The organism is Novosphingobium sp., assembly GCF_036803765.1.
In the GTDB taxonomy this organism is placed as follows: domain Bacteria; phylum Pseudomonadota; class Alphaproteobacteria; order Sphingomonadales; family Sphingomonadaceae; genus Novosphingobium.
The window spans coordinates 1-17578 of the sequence record NZ_DAIRTS010000037.1 but is presented as its reverse complement, the minus strand read 5'-3'; the positions used below and the strand labels follow the sequence as shown (position 1 = coordinate 17578).

15 protein-coding genes and 1 pseudogene are annotated in these 17578 nt (G+C 62.3%); 11 read left to right on the top strand and 5 right to left on the bottom strand.

Annotated elements, in window-relative coordinates; translation table 11 throughout:
* Position 1: 1 nt before the first annotated feature.
* Genes V7Q48_RS16985 through V7Q48_RS16950 form a run of 8 tightly spaced genes read left to right on the top strand, consistent with a single transcriptional unit; the run spans position 2 to position 9163 of the window.
* Positions 2-3247 carry an efflux RND transporter permease subunit gene (locus tag V7Q48_RS16985; protein WP_004212878.1) on the top strand — a complete coding sequence of 1082 codons (3246 nt, stop codon included), beginning with the start codon at positions 2-4 and terminating at the stop codon, positions 3245-3247.
* A 53-nt stretch (positions 3248-3300) separates the two neighbouring features.
* Positions 3301-3789 (top strand): SRPBCC domain-containing protein, encoded by a 489-nt coding sequence (locus V7Q48_RS16980; RefSeq protein WP_004212879.1) that lies wholly within the window; start codon positions 3301-3303, stop codon positions 3787-3789.
* The gene (locus tag V7Q48_RS16975) at positions 3786-4163 is read left to right on the top strand and encodes a hypothetical protein (protein WP_009824022.1); all 378 of its coding nucleotides are present in this window, start codon (positions 3786-3788) and stop codon (positions 4161-4163) included. The genes V7Q48_RS16980 and V7Q48_RS16975 overlap by 4 nt, the downstream gene beginning before the upstream one ends.
* A 47-nt stretch (positions 4164-4210) precedes the next feature.
* The gene (locus V7Q48_RS16970) at positions 4211-4624 is read left to right on the top strand and encodes a hypothetical protein (protein ID WP_004212881.1); all 414 of its coding nucleotides are present in this window, start codon (positions 4211-4213) and stop codon (positions 4622-4624) included.
* A gap of 3 nt (positions 4625-4627) precedes the next feature.
* Positions 4628-5314, top strand: a complete 687-nt coding sequence (locus V7Q48_RS16965; RefSeq protein WP_004212882.1) for a ZIP family metal transporter — start codon at positions 4628-4630, stop codon at positions 5312-5314.
* On the top strand, positions 5311-5919 hold the full coding sequence (locus tag V7Q48_RS16960; RefSeq protein ID WP_004212885.1) for a cation transporter: 609 nt from the start codon (positions 5311-5313) through the stop codon (positions 5917-5919). The genes V7Q48_RS16965 and V7Q48_RS16960 overlap by 4 nt, the downstream gene beginning before the upstream one ends.
* A complete protein-coding gene (locus tag V7Q48_RS16955; RefSeq protein ID WP_004212886.1) occupies positions 5916-8417 on the top strand; it encodes a heavy metal translocating P-type ATPase in 2502 nt (833 codons plus the stop codon). The genes V7Q48_RS16960 and V7Q48_RS16955 overlap by 4 nt, the downstream gene beginning before the upstream one ends.
* Complete coding sequence (locus V7Q48_RS16950; protein ID WP_333840120.1) at positions 8414-9163, top strand: HAD-IIB family hydrolase; 750 nt, start codon at positions 8414-8416, stop codon at positions 9161-9163. The genes V7Q48_RS16955 and V7Q48_RS16950 overlap by 4 nt, the downstream gene beginning before the upstream one ends.
* Before the next feature lie 196 nt (positions 9164-9359).
* Here V7Q48_RS16950 and V7Q48_RS16945 read toward each other — a convergent pair.
* From V7Q48_RS16945 to V7Q48_RS16925, 5 genes and pseudogenes are all read right to left on the bottom strand, one after another.
* Positions 9360-9758 (bottom strand): annotated as a pseudogene (locus V7Q48_RS16945) (Tn3 family transposase); the annotation flags it as partial.
* Positions 9759-9814: 56 nt separating this feature from the next.
* On the bottom strand, positions 9815-12784 hold the full coding sequence (locus V7Q48_RS16940) for a Tn3 family transposase (protein ID WP_014072601.1): 2970 nt from the start codon (positions 12782-12784) through the stop codon (positions 9815-9817).
* 91 nt (positions 12785-12875) lie between these two features.
* Positions 12876-14252, bottom strand: a complete 1377-nt coding sequence (gene merA, locus V7Q48_RS16935; protein ID WP_021222959.1) for a mercury(II) reductase — start codon at positions 14250-14252, stop codon at positions 12876-12878.
* Positions 14253-14331: 79 nt separating this feature from the next.
* Entirely contained in the window at positions 14332-14661 is a 330-nt protein-coding gene (locus V7Q48_RS16930) for a heavy-metal-associated domain-containing protein (protein ID WP_333840107.1), read from the bottom strand.
* Between the two features lie 12 nt (positions 14662-14673).
* Complete coding sequence (locus V7Q48_RS16925; RefSeq protein WP_014072602.1) at positions 14674-15069, bottom strand: mercuric transporter MerT family protein; 396 nt, start codon at positions 15067-15069, stop codon at positions 14674-14676.
* A gap of 76 nt (positions 15070-15145) precedes the next feature.
* On the opposite strand from V7Q48_RS16925, the gene V7Q48_RS16920 reads away from it, so the two are divergent.
* The 3 genes from V7Q48_RS16920 to V7Q48_RS16910 all read left to right on the top strand — a co-directional run bounded on the left by V7Q48_RS16920 (position 15146) and on the right by V7Q48_RS16910 (position 17420).
* Positions 15146-15568, top strand: coding sequence for a MerR family transcriptional regulator (locus V7Q48_RS16920; protein WP_014072603.1), 423 nt, complete (start codon positions 15146-15148; stop codon positions 15566-15568).
* Positions 15569-15738: 170 nt separating this feature from the next.
* Positions 15739-16281, top strand: a complete 543-nt coding sequence (locus tag V7Q48_RS16915; RefSeq protein ID WP_333840055.1) for a recombinase family protein — start codon at positions 15739-15741, stop codon at positions 16279-16281.
* 197 nt (positions 16282-16478) lie between these two features.
* Complete coding sequence (locus V7Q48_RS16910; protein ID WP_333840053.1) at positions 16479-17420, top strand: IS110 family transposase; 942 nt, start codon at positions 16479-16481, stop codon at positions 17418-17420.
* Positions 17421-17578: the final 158 nt, after the last annotated feature.

Sequence of the window (17578 nt, the reverse complement as noted above, 5' to 3'; positions counted from 1 at the left end):
CATGATCGCCCGTATCGTAACCTGGGCGGTCGAGAAGCGCTGGCTAGTCCTGCTCCTCACCGTCATCGTCGCCGCCATCGGCGCCTTTTCCCTCTACCGGCTACCGATCGACGCGGTGCCGGACATCACCAACAATCAGGTCCAGATCAACGTCCGCGCGCCTGCCCTCTCGCCCGAGCTGGTCGAGAAGCAGGTGTCGTTTCCAATCGAAACCGCGCTCGCCGGCACCCCCGGCCTGGAATATACGCGCTCGTTGAGCCGCAACGGCTTCGCGCAGATCACGGCGGTCTTTTCGGACGCGACGGACATCTATTTCGCCCGCCAGCAGGTGGGCGAGCGTCTGCGGGGCGTGCAAGAGAATCTGCCCGACGGCGTGAACCCTGAAATGGGTCCGATCGCGACAGGCCTGGGCGAGGTGTACATGTACACCGTTCGTCTCGATCATCGCGAGGACGACAAGCACAAGCCCGGTGAACCGGGCCAACAGCCCGATGGCAGCTACATCACGCCAGAGGGCGAGCGACTGACGACCGAAGAGGACAAGGCGACCTACCTGCGCACCGCGCAGGACTGGATCGTGACGCCGCTTCTGAAGACCACACCGGGCCTCGCCGGTGTCGACTCGATTGGCGGTTACGCCAAGCAGTTCCTCGTCGTGCCCGACGTGCAGAAGCTGGCCTCGCTCGGCATCACGCTGACGGACCTGGGAAATGCGCTGGAGCGCAATAACACCAGCGTCGGCGGTGGCTTCGTCAATCGCAATGGCGAAGGTCTGGCTGTTCGCTCGGATGCGCTCGTTCGCAATGCCAGCGAGTTGGCCAGGACCGTGATCGCGACACGTAACGGCGTGCCGATCACGGTCGAACAAGTTGCGACTGTGAAGACGGGTCAGGCGATCCGCATGGGTTCGGCATCGGAGAACGGTACCGAAGTCGTCGTCGGCACGGCGATCATGCGGATCGGCGAGAACAGCCGCATCGTGTCGACCGCGGTCGCTGAGAAACTGAAGACGATCAACGCTTCGCTGCCTCCTGACGTCGTAATTCAGCCGGTGCTGAACCGCACCGAGCTGGTCAATTCGACGATCAAGACGGTCGCGAAAAACCTGTCCGAAGGCGCGGTGCTGGTCATCGTCGTGCTCTTCCTGCTGCTCGGCAACTTCCGTGCGGCCCTGATCGCGGCGTTGGTCATCCCGATCACCATGATGCTGACAGGCTTTGGTATGCTGCGCGCTGGGGTCTCGGCCAATCTGATGAGCCTTGGGGCTTTGGACTTCGGTCTGATCGTCGACGGCGCCGTCATCATTGTCGAAAACGCGCTGCGCCGGCTTGCCGAGCAACAGCATCATGAAGGCCGATTGCTCAGCGTCAAGGAACGGCTCGCGACCGTGGCAGCCGCTGCGCGTGAGATGATCCGTCCCTCTGTGTACGGGCAGGCAATCATCATCCTCGTCTACGTACCGCTGCTCACGCTGACCGGCGTGGAGGGTAAAACGTTCGGACCGATGGCGCTGACCGTCATCATCGCGCTCGCCTTCGCCTTCATCCTCTCTCTCACCTTCGTGCCGGCGATGATTGCGATCTGGCTGTCGAAGAAGGTCGAGGAGAAGGACGGCCGCATCATCACGTGGCTGAAGAAGCGCTACGAACCCGGTCTCGACCGGGCCATGAAGCGCCCGACGCTGACGATCGGTGCGGGTGTGGGAAGCCTTGTGGTGGCGGCGCTTGCTTTCACTACGCTCGGCTCGGTGTTCCTGCCGCAGCTCGACGAAGGCGATTTGCTGATCCAGTCGCTCCGCATTCCGGCAACGTCGGTCCAGCAGAGCCAGGCGATGCAGGTGCCGATCGAGCGGATGATGTCGAAGCAGCCGGAGGTGCAATTCGTCTATTCCAAGACGGGCACCGCCGAGCTGGCGGCCGACCCGATGCCGCCGAACGCGACCGACATGTTCGTCATCCTGAAGCCGCGCAAGGATTGGCCGGATCCTGAGCTTCCCAAGGAGGAGCTGGTCAGCCGGATCGAGGGTAATCTCGCGAAGATTCCGGGAAATGCCTACGAGATCACCCAGCCCATCCAGATGCGCTTCAACGAGCTGATCGCCGGCGTGCGCGGCGACATCGCGGTGAAGGTGTTCGGGGACGACTTCAACCAGATGAACCGGACGGCCGAGCAAATCGCGGCGGTGCTGCGCAGAACGCAAGGCGCAGCGGACGTGAAGGTGGAGCAGACGACCGGTCTTCCCATGCTCGACATTCGCGTCAACCGCGACGCGATGGCGCGGTTGGGCGTTACGGCTCAGGATGTGCAGGACACCGTGACTGCGACGATCGGCGGGCGAACATCGGGCCAGATCTTCGAGGGCGACCGTCGCTTCCCCGTGGTGATCCGCCTGTCGGAGGCGCAGCGTGCCGACATCGGCCTGCTCCAACAGGTGCAGGTGCCGGTGGCAGGCGGCGGCTATGTACCGCTGTCCAGCGTCGCCGAGATCAAGGTGGTCGATGGTCCGAACCAGATCAGCCGCGAGAACGGCAAGCGGCGCGTGGTGGTGCAAGCCAACGTGCGTGGCCGCGACGTCGGATCCGTCGTGGCGGATGCGCAGGCGGCGATCGGCAGCCAACTCCGGCTGCCTGCCGGCACCTATCTCGAATGGGGCGGCCAGTTCGAGAACCTCCAATCGGCAAGCGAACGGCTGAAGCTGGTCATTCCGGCTTGCTTCATCTTGATCCTGCTGCTCCTCTACGGGGCGTTGGGATCGGTCCGCGACGCCGCGATCGTGTTCACCGGCGTGCCTTTCGCGCTGGTGGGCGGCGTCCTGTTGCTGTTCCTGCGGGGCATGGACTTCTCGATCTCGGCGGCAGTGGGCTTCATCGCCCTCTCGGGCATCGCGGTCCTCAACGGCCTCGTCATGGTCAGCTCGATCCAAGATCTGATCCGATCAGGGATGAGCCGCGAGGAAGCCGCGCATGTTGGCGCGATGCAGCGTCTGCGACCCGTCATCATGACCGCGCTAGTCGCCAGCCTCGGCTTCGTGCCGATGGCGCTGGGCGAAGGCGCCGGCGCAGAGGTTCAAAAGCCTTTGGCGACGGTCGTCATCGGCGGTCTGATCTCGGCGACGCTTCTTACGCTGTTCGTGCTGCCGACACTCTATGCCCGGTTCGGGCAGAAAGTGATCGAGAAACCCGAGCACTACAATGAGGAGCATGAAGGGGACGACCACGGTCAGACCTTCGTGAACAACTTGGCCTGATGGATGGGCAGGGCGATCCGCGATCGCCCCGCCCATCTCTGGGAGATGGGGATATGCCTCGCACCATAACCAGCTCGATGCTTCACGGCGGGCCACTGCGCATCTGGTCGGCACTCACCGATCCGGATCATCGCCGGGCGTGGAGTCCGCTCGTATTTCTCGATGATCCGTCCCGGCTCGGCGACACAGAATGCACCTTTGCGATCCAGGGCATCACCCGGCCAATTCGGACGCCAGCACGGATTGATCGATTCGATAAACCGCACGCCTTCGCTTGGTCCTGCGGCATCCCCTATCTGTTCACGCTCGAAGAGCGGTACGAGCTGGCGGGGGACGATGGCGGCACCAGGCTAACGCATAGCTGCACGCTGCGCGGGGCGCTCTCCCTGCCGTTCGCGGCGATGATGTTGCGCCGCCTGCGATCCCTGATGGTCGAATCTGACGATCGCCTCGCAACCTATCTCCGCTGGCGGGTAGGTCAGCCTGCCCGGGCTATCAATCGTCAGCGCGTCCCCTTCCGCTACAGGAGGAAGGCGCGATGATGATGCACTGTAAGCGGGTGCTGCCCGCCGTCATCCTCGTTGTCGGGCTCGCGGCGTGCTCGGAAAGAAAGCCGCCAGCCCCGCCAACGGAGCAGCAGATCCATTCGTCCGACAGCGCCGTGGCGACCGGGGAAATGGGGCGGCATAGATATCGCTGTTCCGACGGGGAACCGCTGTTCGTCGATTACAAGGACAACGGCCTGCAGATCGATTTGCGGCGCTCCAACGGGGGACCGCCGATGATGCTGACCGCGCCAGCGCAGGGCCTGCAATATGTCGGCGAAACAGCCACCGCGACCTTCAAGGGGTCGCAGCTCACCATCGTGGAAGGCGATGGCCGTACCCGGATCTGCGAGCAGGAAGGCACGCGATGAACTGCCCTGCCTTCGAACGCCACAGGGCGCTTCGTCGGAAGAGACCGATGTCTGACACGTCGATTTCAAATGTGACAACCTTGTGCGGCCTGAATCGGGCCGGTCTGGCGATCGCGCGCCTCGGCGTCGTTCTCGTCTCCGGGGCGGTTATAGGGGCGTGTAATCCAGCGCCGACCCAGCCTACCGAGCCGGCGCATGAAAAGCATCTGACGTCGAAACTAATCGCGCAGCGCATCATGTACTGCGACGACGGCACACGCGCCGATGTCGACTTCATCGATGACGGCTTGAAAATGGCCGTCACCTGGCTGCCGAAGGGCAGGACCGAGATCCTGCGCGCGCAGCGAACCGGTGACGAGTTTCGCGGCGACCATTCGCGAGCTGTCGTGGCGGGCGGATCGATCGCGTTCACGCGACGCGGGAAGATCCGCGTCTGCCACCGAACCCCGGAGGAGTCCTAGGAAATGCAGGCACTGCTCTATACGCTTGCGCCTGTGCTGGCGGTCGTGCTCGGCGCGATTGTCGCGAGCCGCACCAAGTTGAAACCTGGCCTCGTGGCGGGCCTACAGCATCTCGCTGCCGGCGTCGTGTTCGCGGCGGCAGCGACCGAAATCCTGCCGCAGGTCAAGCATGAGGCATCGCCCAGCGCGACGTTGATCGGCGGGGCGGCGGGCGTCGCGACCATGCTGGGGCTCAAGGCTCTTGAGGCCCGCTTCAAGGGGCCGATGGCGCTACTCGCCGCGATCGGCATCGACATTCTGGTCGACGGCCTGGTGCTCGGCCTCGCTTTCGTGGCGGGCGAGAAGGCAGGTCTCCTGCTGACGATCGCGCTCACTCTGGAAGTGTTATTTCTGGGACTGACGCTGACCGACGAGCTGGCGGAAACCTATCGCTCGCGCTTGCGCATCATCGTGATCGTCTCGGCATTGGCCCTGCTGCTGCCGATCGGCGCGCTCGCTGCCGTGCCGGTCGCCGCGCTGTCGCCGGTGATGATCGCCGGCTTCCTCAGCTTCGGGCTGATGGCGCTGCTCTACCTCGTCACGGAGGAGTTGCTGGTCGAGGCGCACGAGAAACCCGACACCCCGCTCATCAGCTCGATGTTTTTCGTCGGCTTCCTGGCCCTGCTGACACTTGAGGAGATGATGGGATGATCCCGGGCAACGACAACAATGGCGGGCAGGAGCGCCGCACACTGTGGATCGTCCTGCTGCTGAACGCGGCGATCGCTGCGGGCTTCTTCGTTTCCGGCTTCTTCGCGGACTCGAGCGCGCTGATCGCCAACGGCGTCGACAACCTGTCCGATACGGCTGTGTATGCGCTGAGCCTTGTGGCGCTCACCCGGGGCCAGACATGGAAGACACGCGCCGCGGTCGCTTCGGGCGTCATGCTGCTGATCTTCGCGGGCGGCATCTTGATCGATGTCGGACGGCGCTACGTGCAGGGCAGCGAGCCCATCGGACCTACCATGATGGTCATGTCCGCGATCGCCGGCGTCGTGAATTACCTCTGCCTGCGGCTGCTCCAGCGCCTCAAGGATCCGGACGTCAATCTCCGGGCCGCAACCACCTTCAGCTTCAACGACTTCATTTCCAACGGCGGCATCCTGATCGCCGGCGTGCTGGTGCTGTGGTTGGGTACCAATTGGCCGGACCTGCTGGTCGGCTTCGCCACCGCCATCATCGCCATCAAGGGCGGTGTCGAAATCCTGCGCGACGCGCGCGCCGAAACCAAGAAAAGCGAAAGGAGGTCGTCATGAACGACAAGCTCGAACTCGACATTCCAGTGTTGTTGCCGGACCTTCCTGACGCGGCCGATGCCTGCCTGGACCGTCTCGTATCAACCCTGTCAAAGCGCGAAGGTGTCGAGCGGGCGCATGTGATCTGTCTCGACGGCAACACGCCAGCGGCGCTGTGCATCCATTTCGATGCCGCCAAGCTGCCGCTGCCACGGTTGCGCGAAATGGTGCGCGCCGCAGGTGCCGAAATCACCGAGCGCTACGGCCATGCGATCTGGCAGGTGACGGGGATCAACCACGAACGTCGGGCGCGCACGGTCAGCGATGCGCTGTGCGCCTTGCCCGGCGTGGTCCAGGCAAGCGCCAGCACCAGCGGGTCTGTCCGGGTCGAATATGATCGCCGCGAAACCACCGAAGAGGAGGTGCGCGCTGCGCTTCGCAAGCTGAAGGTGAGGGTGGGCAAGCGGGTCGCTGCCGATGAACATGCCGGCCACGACCACGGCCCCGGGGGCCACGGCGCGGGCGAAGAGAAGCACGGCCCCGGCGATGGCCACGACCATAGCCACGCCGAATTTCTCGGCCCCAATACCGAGCTGATCTTCGCGCTCGCCTGTGGCGCGCTGCTGGGGATCGGCTACGCGATCGAGAGGCTGGTCGCTGGCGCGCCCGAATGGCTGCCGACCGCCTGCTATATCGCAGCCTATTTCTTCGGCGGATTCTTCACGCTGCGCGAGGCGATCGACAACCTCCGGATGAAGAAGTTCGAGATCGACACGCTGATGTTGGTCGCTGCGGCCGGCGCCGCTGCGCTGGGCGCATGGGCCGAAGGTGCGCTGCTGCTGTTCCTGTTCAGCCTCGGCCATGCGCTTGAGCATTATGCAATGGGCCGCGCCAAGAAGGCGATCGAGGCGCTGGCGAAGCTCGCGCCCGAAACCGCGACCGTGCGACGCGGCGGGCAGACCAGCGAAATCCCGGTCGAGCAGATGGTCGTCGGGGACATTGCCATCGTCCGCCCGAACGAGCGCCTGCCTGCCGACGGCTTCGTCATCAAGGGCACCAGCGCGATCAACCAGGCCCCGGTCACGGGTGAAAGCATCCCGGTCGACAAGGTGCCGGTCGCAGATGCCGCAGCGGCACGCGCCAAGCCCGATGCAGTCGACGCGGAAAGCCGGGTTTTTGCTGGTACGATCAACGGCGGCGGCGCGATCGAGATCGAGGTGACACGCCGTTCCAATGAAAGCGCGCTTGCCAAGGTCGTGAAGATGGTGAGCGAAGCGGAGACGCAGAAGTCGCCGACGCAGCGCTTCACCGACCGGTTCGAACGGATCTTCGTGCCCGCCGTCCTGGTCCTGTCAGTGCTCCTGCTGTTCGCATGGGTGGTCGTCGACGAGCCGTTCCGCGACAGCTTCTATCGCGCGATGGCGGTGCTGGTGGCGGCAAGCCCGTGCGCGCTCGCGATCGCAACGCCGAGCGCGGTCCTGTCGGGCGTTGCCCGTGCAGCGCGGGGCGGCGTGCTCGTGAAGGGCGGTGCACCGCTCGAAAACCTCGGGTCGCTCAAAGCGATCGCTTTCGACAAGACGGGCACGCTGACCGAAGGTCGTCCGCGCATCACTGATGTCGTGCCCGTCGATGGCGCCGATGAAGGCGAGTTGCTGGCGCTGGCTGTCGCCGTCGAAGCGTTGAGCGACCATCCCCTGGCCCAAGCGATCGTCAAGGACGGCCGCGAACGTCTGAACGATCGTGCCGTGCCGACTGCCGGCGACCTCAAGAGCCTGACCGGTCGGGGCGTCACCGCGAGCGTGGATGGCGAGACGGTGTGGATCGGCAAGGCCGAGATGTTCGGAAGTGAGGGCATTCCGGCGCTGGGGCAGGGCGCGCAGGACGCAATCGCGAAGCTGCGCGAGAACGGCCGCACGACAATGGTGGTCCGCAAGGGGGACCGCGACCTGGGCGCGATCGGCCTGATGGACACGCCTCGCGAAGCTGCCAAGACCGCGTTGCGTCGGCTGCACGAGATGGGCGTGTCGCGGATGATAATGATCTCCGGCGATCACCAGAAAGTCGCCGAAGCGATCGCCGACGAAGTCGGGATCGACGAAGCGTGGGGCGACCTCATGCCCGAAGACAAGGTTGCCGCGATCAAGAAGCTCGCCGGCGAAGACAAGGTCGCGATGGTGGGCGACGGCGTGAACGATGCGCCGGCGATGGCAAGCGCCACGGTCGGCATCGCGATGGGCGCGGCGGGGTCGGACGTTGCGCTGGAGACAGCCGACGTGGCGCTGATGGCCGACGATCTGGCGCACCTGCCATTCGCAGTCGGTCTTAGCCGCCATACCCGTGGAATCATCCGGCAGAACGTCTTCGTCAGCCTGGGTGTCGTCGCCTTCCTGGTGCCTGCTACCATCCTCGGCCTCGGCATTGGGCCAGCGGTGGCGGTTCATGAGGGATCGACGCTGCTCGTCGTCATCAATGCGCTCAGGCTGCTCGCCTACCGCGATCCGGCAGGGAAGGCGGCATGAAGTGGCTGATCGCCTTCGACCTCGACGGCACGCTTGCCGAGAGCAAGCGGCCGTTATCGGAGGATATGGCCGCAATCCTCGCCCGATTGCTCGCCATCACGGATGTGGCGGTGATCTCGGGCGGGGACTGGCCGCAGTTCGAAAAGCAGATCGCCTCGCGCCTTCCTGCCGGCGTCGCGCTCGACCGTCTCTGGTTGATGCCGACCACAGGCACGAAACTCTATCGGTTCATCAATGGCGCTTGGCGCGCGGTCTATGCCGAACTGTTCGACGACGCGGAGAAGGCGAAGATCCGCACGGCCTTCGATCAGGCGCTGACCGATGCCGGTCTCGCCGACGAACGTATCTGGGGCGAACGGATCGAGGACCGGGGCAGCCAGATCACCTTTTCGGGCCTGGGGCAGGCAGCGCCGCTGAAGGAAAAGGAAGCGTGGGATCCTGACCGAAAGAAGAGGACCGCGTTGCAGGCCACGTTGCGCGCGAAGCTGCCGGAGCTCTCGATCAATCTCGGTGGCACGACATCGATCGACGTGACCAGAGCAGGGATCGACAAGGGCTATGGCCTGAAGCACCTGAGTGCCGAGAGCGGTGTCCCGCTCGACGGGATGCTGTTCATTGGGGATGCGATATTCCCCGGTGGGAATGACTATCCCGCTGCTGAAATCGGCCTCGACACAGTGAGGGTGCGCGACGTCGCGGAAACCACCGCCGTCGTGACCGCCATCATCGCGTGTCTGCACCGATAGGATCAAGATACATGGTCGGCTCCATCGCGGAATGCCGCATTGTCAAAGCTCTGGCTTCTGTCGCTTAGGGCAGCGCTTCCTAAAACGAAAAGAAGGCAATGTGCGCGTCTCCGCGAACAAAGCCTCCAGCGATCAATCTAAGAGATTCCGCCGCGCTTCTCAATCGTAGGGGGCGTTTGCGGGAGGGGGCGGAATCCTACGCTAAGGATTTGGGCCAGCGATATTCCCCGGTTAGATTGATGTGTTCCCATCCCAACGGCGAGACGTGGGCGAGTAGATCAGGCGCGATATGGGTACCGCTGGCGGCCCGGGTATTGACGACCTCGCCGAGCTTCATGGTGTTCCAGAATATGATGATGGCGGCGAGCAGGTTCATTCCGGCGATGCGATAGTGCTGGCCTTCGCCGGATCGATCCCGGATTTCACCTCGGCGGTGGAAGCTGATGGCGCGCTTTAGGGCGTGGTGGGCCTCACCCTTGTTGAGGCCGATCTGAGCCTGGCGCTGGAGGCCGGCATCAAGAATCCAGTCGATCATGAACAGGGTTCGCTCGATGCGGCCCACCTCTCGCAATGCGAGGGCCAGCTCATTCTGGCGTCACCTCAAGGTTTGTTCGCCAGACAACGATTTCTCGGACATAAGCGGAACATGGGCTACGCTACACGCTTCAACCGCGCCATTGGCTCGTTGAGTGGGTGGAATTCACCTGCTGGAAGTCGCCTGGCCTGCTCCCAGAGGTAATCGCCGGTCAGACTGATGTGCGCCCAGCCCATCGGAGAAAGGTGCGCAAGCAGTGCCGCATCGAACGTCGTGCCGACAGCGTTGAGGTGCTGGGCGGCCCGGTCGAGATAGACCGTGTTCCAGTAGGAAATCGCCGCAATCAGCAGGTTCAGCCCAGATGCGCGAAATTCCTGATTTTCCAGCGAGCGATCGGTGAACCGACCCTGCCGGTTGGTATAGATGGCGGCGGCAAGCGTGTGCCTCGCCTCGCCTTTGTTGAGACCGGCCTGACAGGCACGTCGCAGTTCCGGTTGTTCAAGCCAATCGAGCGTGAACAATGTGCGCTCGATACGGCCCAGTTCAGCCAATGCAAAATCCAGCCTGTTCTGGCGTTTGTAGGCGGCAAGTTTTCGCAAGATTACTGACGGCGCCACCGTGCCATCCTTGATTGAGGCGACAATCCTGACGATGTCATCCCAATCGGCCTCGATCGCTGCCGTTTTGATGGTGCGGCCCATCAGATTTTCGATGCCCTTGTATGTCGATGGCGCAGCGATCGAACCCAGCTTGCGGTCGCCAATATCGCGCAGCCGGGGCGCGAAGCGGAACCCGAGTAGGTGGCAGAGTGCGAAAACATGATCGGTGGCGCCGCCGGTATCGGTATAGTGCTCATGCAACGGAAGGTTGCCGGCGCCCAGGACAAGCCCGTCGAGCACGTAAGGCGCTTCACCTGCCGTCGCGGACATGATCCGTGATCCGAATGATGCGAAGTGATCGGAAAGGTGAGAATAGATTTTCACGCCAGGTTCGGCGCCATATTTGGCATTGACGTCCGCCGCCCCTGAACGGCTCCGCCCCGACCGGAAGAACTGGCCATCGGACGACGAACTGGTGCCAGCGCCCCAATGCCGCGCGAAGGGTAATTCGTGATGGGCTGAGATGATCATGGCCAGCGCGGCCTGATAGTTCTCGGGTGAAAGATACCAGTTGTGGGTCCATGCGAGTTGGGCATAGCTGACGCCTTCGCTGGCATTGGCCATCCGCTCCAGCCCGAGGTTGGTGCCATCAGCCAGAATTGCGGCGAGTACCGTGCTGGGGTTGTCGTGCTCCTTGCCTGAGCGCAGGTCACGGAATGCGTTCAAAAAACCAGTGCGTTCGGCGACTTCAAGCAGCAGCTCGGTGATGCGCACGCGGGGAAGCAGGGTATCGAGCTTGCGATCGAGGGCTTCAGCTTCCGGTGGGGTGACAGGCGGCATTTGCTGAAGCTTGAGCCGGTCTCGTTCGAGCGACACTCCCTCAAGCTTGTTTGTTTTCAACTGCTTGGCAAATCGGCGCAGCCGCCAGTCAAGATTTCGTGCCCGGTCAGCGAGGTAGGATGCAGCATTTGAATCGAACGGAAGCACATCCGCCACTTTGGCGGCGTCGCGCCGACCCAGCAAATAGGCATCGAAGCGCTGATAGTTGCGGGTTCCCTCGATCCATACATCACCGGCGCGCAAACGATCACGCAAGGTTGCCATGATCGCAATTTCATAACGTCGGCGGTCGATACGGCCGCTTTCGGTGATGAGACGCTTCCACTGCCGATTGGGGAATGGCAGTGGAACGCCATCGGGAAGGTCGCGCGACTTTCGTGTGTTCGCATCGCGAATGACATCGATGGCTTTGATCAGTGCCGTCCCTGTTCCAGACGCCTTGAAGGTGAAGGCGTCCAGAAATGCCGGGCTGAAACGCCGTAGCGTGGCGTAACGCTCGGTTGCCGTTACCAGTGCGTCCTCGCCGGCAAGATCAGCAAGGGCATCTACTTGGGCCTTTGCCGCAACAAGCCGGTGCCAGCCCACCGCTTCGTCAATCAATTCGAGCGGATCGCCGCCATTCTGGACAGCCTCATCAAGTGCTGTAATCGTGGCGCCAAACAGCCGCATGAGTTGCCCCACCGACTGAATACTATCTTGGTAGCGACGCTCGCGCCCACGCCGCGCGCGCGTGAACATGCCGCCGATAAGTCGGTCAAACATTTGGATCGCGGCATCGGCAAGTCTGGCCTCAAGGTCGATCACTGCGGCCGTCAACGTCGCCCGCCTGCGATTGACGCTGTAATCCGAAAGCAGGAATGCCGGTGCCACGCCGCCCTCGCGGACAAATTGGGCAAAGCGGAATTCCGGAATGGCGCCCCCAACTACCGGGTGGATACCTATGCCGCGAACATAGCGCAGGCGCTCAAGCAAGCCATTGATATTGGCCGCAGTCGGGGCTTCTTCGAAATTACGCAACCACGCCAGCGGTGTCATGCCGAAATCCGGGTTGTTGATTACGAGTTCGTCTAGCCGTGTCAGTTCAGCAGAGCTGAGGCCTTCGACGATTGCGGCTGCGGCAGCTTTGCGTGCGCGTGCCCGGCCAGCAAGACCGGCGCGTTCCAGTGTGTCGCCTGACGGAAGAATGAACCGCTCACCCTTCAGGCCAACCATGAGGGCGCGAACAATCGGTTCACCTCTGTCTGTATACTCGGCGGCTTGCGCGGCAAGATTCAGGGCAAGTGCCAGGTCGCCGCGTCGAAACGGGCGTATGCCAAGATAACGCGCCACGAGATCGGCATGATCGGTACGGGTTTGCGCGCGCTGACCATATGCAGAGAAGGAGGAAGGATCGACGAATAACTGTGCCGCGAGGTACTGAAGAATGACGTCGGGAAGCCCGATCTCGGGTTGCAGACCAAAGCCGGGATGTCGCATCAAAGCGATTTGTGCAGCCAGACCGAGGCGATTTGCTGGACCATAGCGGCGCCCAACCAATTCAACATCTTCCGCAGAAAGGGTATAATGCCCAATGATCGCGGTTTCTTGGACAGGAGGATCGAACAGGCGCCGGCGCTCGTCTCCGGTCAGAAGTCGGCGTCGTGCCATTTTGCTCTCCCGCTGAGGCGAATAACAAAATTGACACCAAAGCGGCTTGCACTGGAGGGAGGCCATTCGTTGCCGGTTGATCCCCGAGCAATCACCCGGCGCAGCAAGACAGTTTGGCGACATCCTTATCAAACGTTTGGGCCGCCAGTTTGAGGCCTTCCACAGTGGTCAGGTAAGGAAATATCGTTGCACCCAATTCCAGGGTGGTCATGCCGTGTTTGATCGCCAGCACCAGTGTCTGGATCGAATCCGCGCCTTCGGGTGCCATGATCTGGCCGCCCAGCAAACGGTCGTTCGCCTTGTCGGCAATCAGTTTGATGAGACCCCGCGTATCGCGTGCTGCCAGTGCCCTTGGCACAGCATCGAGCGGGAGCAGCGAAACCTTGATGTCCAGGCCTTGCGCCCGTGCTGTCGTTTCAGTGAGGCCGGCGCTGGCGACTTGCGGGTCGGTGAAGACGACGGATGGCATGGAGGAATTGTCGTAGCGGTATTGGTTGCCCGTCACCGCGTTGCGCGCGGCCAGTTTTGCGCCATAGGCGGCCATGTAGACGAACTGGTCCCGTCCCGTTACATCGCCCGCCGCGTAAATGCCTGGAACCGACGTTTCGAGGTGGTCATCGACGACGATTCCACCATTACGGGCAAGCACTATGCCGCGCTCCTCCAGCCCAAGCCCGTCGCTATTGGGTCGGCGTCCGGTGGCGATGAGCACCTGTTCCGCCGCGACGGTGTCACAATGCCCCTCGCAGGTCAATTCGACCCCGCTCTGTGTTTGGGCGATACGCTGATAGCCGACACCTGCGCAAACCCGCACGCCCTCGGCTTCCAAATAGTTTTTCAGCGCGGCACTCACTTCCGGGTCCATTTCGGGGAGCAGGCGGCTTCGGCAGCAGATGGTGACATCAACGCCCAGACGCGAAAACATCTGTCCCAGTTCTACCCCGATCACCCCGCCACCGATCACCAGCAGCGATTTGGGCAAGCGATCCAGCGCCAGCGCCGATGTGCTGGTTAGGTAGGGCACGCTGTCCATCCCCGGAATCGGCGGCACGGCGGCGTGCGCACCCATCGCCAATATGACCTTGCCGACCTTCATGGGCGCATCGCCGACAATCAGCGCACCATCGGCAAAGCGTGCCTTGCCCTCGATATAGCTCACACCGTCATAGGCGGGCAGCAGATCGACATATTTTTTTTGGCGCAGCGTCGTGACAAGATCGTCCTTCGACGCCGCCAATACGGACCAGTCATCCATCTGGACAGCGCCCCCAAGGCCGGGAAAGCGCGCGGCGGCAAGCCCACCATGCACCGCTTCGGCGGCGCGGATCAGCGTCTTGGAAGGAACGCAGCCAACATTGACACAGGTGCCGCCAATCGTGCCGTGACCGACGAGCGCCACTTTCGCGCCCAGATCGGCAGCGGCGATCGCGGCGGAGAACCCGGCAGAACCCGCGCCGATGACGGCCACGTCAAATCCTTCCTGCCCGGGGCGGTTGCAACAGTCGTTCATTGCTTATCGCTTTCTTGAGGCGCTGGCGGCGCCCCGCTCAGTTTTGAATAGCGCGCGCCGGATAACCCGCGTTGGTTGATGCAGCGGCAATCGCAGCAGCATTGGTGCGGCGCGGGTTATAGGTTGCGCGCGCGGTCTTGGCTGCGAAATCGACCGTGACCGCCGTTACCCCGGCGACGCCTTCCATCGCCTTCTTCACGGTGATCGGGCAGGTGGCGCAGGTCATGTTCTCTATGGCAAAGGTGGTTTGCTTCTGAGCGGTTGCGGTAGCCGCGAGGCGATCTTGCGCCGTGCCACTAACTGCATAGGCGACCCCGCCGCCAGCCATAGCCAGCACGGCCATAGCGATACATACTGTCTTTTTCATGGGTATTTCCTTTCAATAGAACCAGGGTGCCCACCAGTCGATGGTGAGCGCCAGGATGGCGACGGCAAGGCCCAGCCACAGCACCGCCTTGGTGGTCCAAGCCGATTGTGGACGAGCGCAGTAGGAACCGTCTTCACAGGGCGGTTTCGGCTTGAAATAGACATGCCAGAAGCCGTAGCCGAGCAGCGCGAGCGTTACGCCTGCGACATAGGGCTTGTAAGGTTCGAGCGCCGTCAGGTTGGCGATCCACGCGCCGGAAATTCCGAGCATAACCAACAGTAGCGGGACGACGCAGCAAGCCGAGGCGAGCCCCGCGCCGATCAATGCGCCCGCCGCAACCCAGTTTGCCTGCTTCGGCTCGTGGTTTTCGGTGAGGGCTGGCTGTCCCGCTTCCGGCGTTGAGACCATGGCTTGAATCCCTTGTTCCAACTGAGTGATTCGCAGTGTAGGCTCTGTAGCCACTACAGACTCAAGAGGTATTTTCATGGAGCAACAGGTCGGCATCTTGCGTGCCCAGCTTGCCCGGAAAACAGGCTGCAATCTCGAAACCATCCGCTATTACGAGAAGGTGGGATTGCTGCCGGGGCCGCCTCGCAGTTCCAACGGCTACCGCGTCTATTCGCCGGAACTGGTGCAAAGGTTGCAGTTCATCCTGCGCGCGCGCGACCTTGGCTATGCAATGGATGAGATACGGTCATTGTTGTCGCTCACCGATACCGGTGCACAAACCTGCGCGGAGGTTATGGCGAGAACCGAACTCCACCTTGAAGATGTCCGCCGCCGCATTGCAGATTTGCAGAAGATAGAGGTGACGCTGGCGACCACGTTAGCCAGATGCACTGGAGATGACGTTGCCGAATGTCCCATCCTGGAAGCACTCCAGTTTTTACCCCATCAAGGCAATTGACGCCATCTTTGAGGGATTTGATTTTGTGATGTCAGCTTGGAGTATAGCCTAACTGGACGTCAGGGCGGTACTGCGGTTTCTGTCAGATTAGGGTGATAAACGGAATTTGTTGACGAATTTCGTTACGTATCATAGATTTCAACCTGACATTTTGATGGAGAGAGTGCGCAGTGAAGGGGCAACGGATCGGCTATGTCCGGGTCAGCACGTTCGATCAGAATGTGGATCGCCAATTGGAAGGTCAGTCGCTCGATCGGACCTTCACCGACAAGGCATCGGGCAAGGACGTCAACCGCCCCCAGCTTGAGGCTCTGCTCACTTTCGCCCGCGAAGGCGATACCGTCGTCGTCCACAGCATGGATCGGTTGGCCCGCAATCTGGATGACCTGCGCAAGCTGGTCCAGGGCCTCACCAAGCGAGGTATCCGGATCGAGTTTGAGAAGGAAAGCCTGTCCTTCTCGGGGGAGGACTCCCCGATGGCCAATCTGATGCTCTCGGTCATGGGTGCGTTTGCTGAGTTCGAGCGCGCTCTGATCCGCGAACGGCAACGCGAAGGCATTGCGATCGCTCGGCAGCGCGGCGCCTATCGGGGGCGGAAACGGTCGCTCTCGGATGAGATGATTGCCGATCTGCACCGCCGCGTTGCCGCCGGTGAACGCAAGGCGACCATAGCGCGCGACATGGGCATCAGCCGCGAAACCCTTGTCTTATGACATTGCTGTCCGTTTGGGTCATGCTGGATTGCCCGGACCGGGGTGGCCACCCCGGTCCGGGCGGAAGGGGACGGATCGCGAAACCGGTGGTCGTTTGGGGACCGGGTTAGAGTAGGATCGCCCCTTTCTTTTCCTTCAGGCCCGAACGGATACCGGGGCTTTACGGCCCGGACGACAAGCATGGGACACCGGAAAAGATGAGCGACAATCTACCACAGACAATCGGCATCGACATCTCCAAAGCGAGCCTCGATTGCCACGCCCACCCCGCTGGCGCCGAGCGTCAGTTCGCAAATACCGCCAAGGGCCGCAAGGCGTTGATAGCCTGGTTGCGACAATGGCCAATCGAACGGATCGCCTATGAGGCAACCGGCACCTATCACCGTGCGCTGGAGGCGGCGCTCGCCGACTGGCCCTGCGTGAAGCTCAACCCGCAACGCGCTCGGCGCTTCGCTCAGGCAACTGGCACGTTGGCCAAAACCGATCGCATCGATGCCATGCTTCTGGCCCGCATGGCCGCCACCCTGCAACCGCCGATCCGACCTGCCAGAAGCACGCAGCAGGCCCAGATGGCTGAACTCATCAATGCCCGCGACGGCCTGGTGCGTGATCGGACCGCGCTTAAGAACCGCGAGAAGAACCTTACGATCACCTTCCTCAAGCGCCAGTGCCGGCAGCGGCTCGAACAGATCGATCGGCATGTCGAGGCGCTCGATGCCGAAATCGCCAGCTTGATCGCTGCCGATGCCGCACTCACACGCCGCCATCAGATCCTGACCAGCATCGCCGGCGTGGGAACGCTGACCGCCAATCAGCTCATTGCCACCATGCCCGAACTCGGCAGCCTTGAGAACAAGCATGCCGCGTCCCTCGCAGGCCTTGCACCGATCGCGCGACAGTCCGGCCAGTGGAAAGGCAAAAGCTTCATCCGTGGCGGACGCGCCAACGTGAGGCAGGCACTCTACATGCCCGCCCTTGTCGCCGCCCGATACAACCCCGATCTCAAGGTCAAATATCAGCAACTCGTTGCCGCCGGAAAGCCAGCCAAAATCGCCATCACAGCCGTCATGCGAAAAATGGTCGTTACCGCCAACGCTCTCCTCAAAGCCGATCGATGCTGGGTGCAATCTCAGGCTTGATCATCACGGATACTCTACCAGTACCTTCGCGCCGCTGCCTGACACCAATGTTCACATTATGTCCGGAAAATCGTTGTTCAGCGTACAAAGCTTGAGGTGACGCCATTCTGGCGCGGGTAAGAGGCGAGCTTGCGAAGAATCTGGCTGGGGGCGACGAT

Excerpts from the sequence above, each read along its gene's own strand:
- V7Q48_RS16985 (WP_004212878.1), top strand. The coding sequence starts at position 2 with ATGATCGCCCGTATCGTAACCTGGGCGGTCGAGAAGCGCTGGCTAGTC.
- V7Q48_RS16980 (WP_004212879.1), top strand. The coding sequence starts at position 3,301 with ATGCCTCGCACCATAACCAGCTCGATGCTTCACGGCGGGCCACTGCGC.
- V7Q48_RS16975 (WP_009824022.1), top strand. The coding sequence starts at position 3,786 with ATGATGATGCACTGTAAGCGGGTGCTGCCCGCCGTCATCCTCGTTGTC.
- V7Q48_RS16970 (WP_004212881.1), top strand. The coding sequence starts at position 4,211 with ATGTCTGACACGTCGATTTCAAATGTGACAACCTTGTGCGGCCTGAAT.
- V7Q48_RS16965 (WP_004212882.1), top strand. The coding sequence starts at position 4,628 with ATGCAGGCACTGCTCTATACGCTTGCGCCTGTGCTGGCGGTCGTGCTC.
- V7Q48_RS16960 (WP_004212885.1), top strand. The coding sequence starts at position 5,311 with ATGATCCCGGGCAACGACAACAATGGCGGGCAGGAGCGCCGCACACTG.
- V7Q48_RS16955 (WP_004212886.1), top strand. The coding sequence starts at position 5,916 with ATGAACGACAAGCTCGAACTCGACATTCCAGTGTTGTTGCCGGACCTT.
- V7Q48_RS16950 (WP_333840120.1), top strand. The coding sequence starts at position 8,414 with ATGAAGTGGCTGATCGCCTTCGACCTCGACGGCACGCTTGCCGAGAGC.
- V7Q48_RS16940 (WP_014072601.1), bottom strand. The coding sequence starts at position 12,784 with ATGGCACGACGCCGACTTCTGACCGGAGACGAGCGCCGGCGCCTGTTC.
- V7Q48_RS16930 (WP_333840107.1), bottom strand. The coding sequence starts at position 14,661 with ATGAAAAAGACAGTATGTATCGCTATGGCCGTGCTGGCTATGGCTGGC.
- V7Q48_RS16925 (WP_014072602.1), bottom strand. The coding sequence starts at position 15,069 with ATGGTCTCAACGCCGGAAGCGGGACAGCCAGCCCTCACCGAAAACCAC.
- V7Q48_RS16920 (WP_014072603.1), top strand. The coding sequence starts at position 15,146 with ATGGAGCAACAGGTCGGCATCTTGCGTGCCCAGCTTGCCCGGAAAACA.
- V7Q48_RS16910 (WP_333840053.1), top strand. The coding sequence starts at position 16,479 with ATGAGCGACAATCTACCACAGACAATCGGCATCGACATCTCCAAAGCG.